Here is a 2,862-nt window from a genome sequence, read left to right as displayed (position 1 = left end):
ACGCGGAGGCGCCCACCCAACGTATCGCGGATCGGCTTCGCGATGAACCGGTCGAGCAACCGCCAAGCTAGCCCCGCGGCAAGGCTTGGTGCAGGCCCTCGTCCTTGTGCCGCCTGGTAATGATGCCAACCTAAGTCTCCCGCGAGCCTCATGAGCCTAGCCCCCAGAGGCATGTCTTCAGCGTTGCTGCGGATTGCGCCATAGACGCGTTCGTAAATGCGAGGGACTGAAAGCAAAACCGTCGGCCGGATCGCTCTGAGGTCTTCCGCGAGCACGTCGATCGATCGCGCATAGGCGACTGTCGACCCACCCATCATCGGCAGGTAATAACCGACCGTGCGCTCGAAGGCGTGGGCAAGCGGAAGATGCGAAAGAAAGAGATCGTCCTTGCGCGGCGGAATGACCTCGGCAGTGTGCTCCGCGTTCCATAGGAGAGCGAAGTGGGACAGCATCGTCCCCTTCGGCCGGCCCGTGGTGCCGGAGGTATAGATGATGGTCGCTAACGTTGACGGCTCGCAGGATTGCCGGAACTTCGCGGGGCCGGCTTCGGCAAGAACACTATCGAGATGCTTGACTGCTGGGTTCCCACCAGAAGGCCCCGCGCAAGCCGCCGGCTCGTAGTTCCAGACGGTGGAGAGCTCGGGGAACGCGTCCCTGCGTTCCGCCAGCAGGCGCCAGCGCGCCTCGGTATCGACCAGCAGCAAGCGGGCACCCGAGTGCCCGAGGATGTAGCTGATGTTGGCCGCGCTATCGTGCGCATAAAGCGGAACCACGACAAGGCCCAGTCCGAGTGCGGCCATGTCGAAGCCGACCCAGTCGATCCCATTGGGGAGCAGAATGGCGACGCGATCGCCGGGCTTGAGCCCGTCTTGTTGCATGGCCAGCTGCAACCGCGCGGTTCGCCAGCGCATACTCTCCCACGTGTAATCGCGCCAGAATTGCGCGATGCCATCGAACTGTCGATAGGCCACCCCGGCCGGGCTGCGTGTAACGCGCTCATTGAAAAGCCCCGGCAGGGTGCCGACAAGCGCGGCGCCTATGCAGTTGCGGCAATGGGGTTCGGTCACATCGATGACTCGGTTCACCAGGTCACCCCCAGATAACGACGAATGCACGCACATGGGCTCCTCGTGTTGATCGGTGTCAACGAAAGCTTGCTAGGGTCGCGCATGCTTCCCAAGTTGAATTGTTGCCGGGTCAGCTGCCTGGCACGTCAGTTGGAGCGCGCGAATGGTGAGCGGCGCCCATAATAGCGGTTCAAGGAAGGCCGAACCGGCGCTTACGGCCGAGCTACTACGGCTCGTGCAAGAATTGGTGTGGGAGCTCCACCCCCACATGCGGCGCACGGTTGCGATCAAGCTCGACAGCGATCTCGACCGCGACCTTGGCCTCGATAGTCTCGGGCGCGCCGAGCTGGTGCTGAGGATCGACCGCACCTTCAAGGTTCGACTGCCGGACAGCCTCATCGGCGAGGCGGATACTCCGGCAGATCTGCTCCGGGCTTTGTGCGAGGCCTCCGATCACGCCCCCCCGCTCGCGTTGCCGCTGGCCGGCGAGGCGGCTCTTTTGCCCGAGGTGAGCGCGCCACAAACGGCGCAGACACTTATTGAGGCGCTCAGCTTTCACGTGGCGAAGCACGGTTCCCGCCCGCATATCTACTTGTGGCGCGGTGAGGACGACGAGCAGTGCATTACTTACACCGAGCTTGACCGCGCGAGCCGGGTAATCGCACGCGGACTTCTGGAGAGGCGTCTTGCGCCCGGTGACCGCGTTGCGATCATGCTCCCGACCGAGGCGGCCTTCTTCGAGGCGTTCTACGGGGTCATCTACGCCGGTGGGGTCCCGGTCCCGATCTATCCGCCGTTTCGCCGCGCCCAGGTCGAGGACCATCTGCGGCGGCAGGCCGGCATCCTGCGCAATGCCGGCGCAAGTGTACTCATCGTTGGCTCGGAGATCCGCAATCTCGGCGCGCTGCTATTCGGTCTGACGAGCGATCTTCGCCATGTCGAAACGGTTGCGGGGTTGAGTGGCGCCGGGTCGCTCGAACAGCCGCTGCCGGCCGGATCCGAAACGGTTGCGCTCATACAGTATACCTCCGGCAGCACCGGCGACCCAAAGGGTGTCGTGCTCACCCATGCGAACCTGCTCGCCAACATCCGGGGTATGGGAGAAGCACTTGAAGCCAGTTCGGCAGACACCTTCGTCAGTTGGCTGCCGCTTTACCACGACATGGGGCTGATCGGCGCTTGGCTCGGCACGCTCTATTATGGCGCACCGACCGTCATCATGCCGCCTCTTGCCTTCCTGGCTGACCCCGGCCGATGGCTGCGAGCGATCGGCCGTCACCGTGCCACCCTTTCGGCGGCCCCCAATTTCGCCTTTGAGCTTTGCTGCAAGAACATACGCGACGAGGACATCGAGGGGTTCGCCCTCGGCTCGCTGCGCAGAGTGGTCAACGGCGCGGAGCCCGTGAGCCCCGCTACCATCGCCCGTTTCACCAAACAGTTTGCGAAATTTGGCTTTCCCCCGGAGGCGATGGCCCCTGTCTATGGACTTGCTGAAAACTCAGTCGGTCTCGCCTTTCCTCCCGTGGGGCGCCCTCCCATAATCGACCGTGTCCAGCGGATCGCGCTGTCACGCGACGGCAGGGCGGTCCCTGCGGGCCCGGAGGACGCTACCGTCTTCGAATTCGTCGCCTGCGGCCGGCCCATTCCCAGGCACGAGATCCGCATCGTCGACGACGCCAGCATCGAGGTCCCCGACCGCACTGAGGGGCGCCTGCAATTCAAGGGGCCATCCGCGACCAAGGGCTACTTCCGCAACCCGAAAAAGACCCAAGCACTGTTCGACGGCGAGTGGCTG

The 2,862-nt window shown here is 63.9% G+C and carries 2 protein-coding genes; one reads left to right on the top strand and one right to left on the bottom strand.

What is annotated here, in order from left to right; all coding sequences use genetic code 11:
- Positions 1-1,085: AMP-binding protein (locus WDA27_15245; GenBank protein MFA5892280.1), on the bottom strand; the 1,085-nt coding region annotated here is incomplete at its 3' end.
- A gap of 250 nt (positions 1,086-1,335) precedes the next feature.
- Between WDA27_15245 and WDA27_15240 the strand changes: the two genes are divergently transcribed.
- The coding region (locus WDA27_15240; protein MFA5892279.1) for an AMP-binding protein at positions 1,336-2,862 on the top strand (1,527 nt) is incomplete at its 3' end.

This window comes from Actinomycetota bacterium, from assembly GCA_041658565.1.
In the GTDB taxonomy this organism is placed as follows: domain Bacteria; phylum Actinomycetota; class AC-67; order AC-67; family AC-67; genus JBAZZY01.
This window is presented reverse-complemented; position numbering and strand designations above follow the sequence as displayed.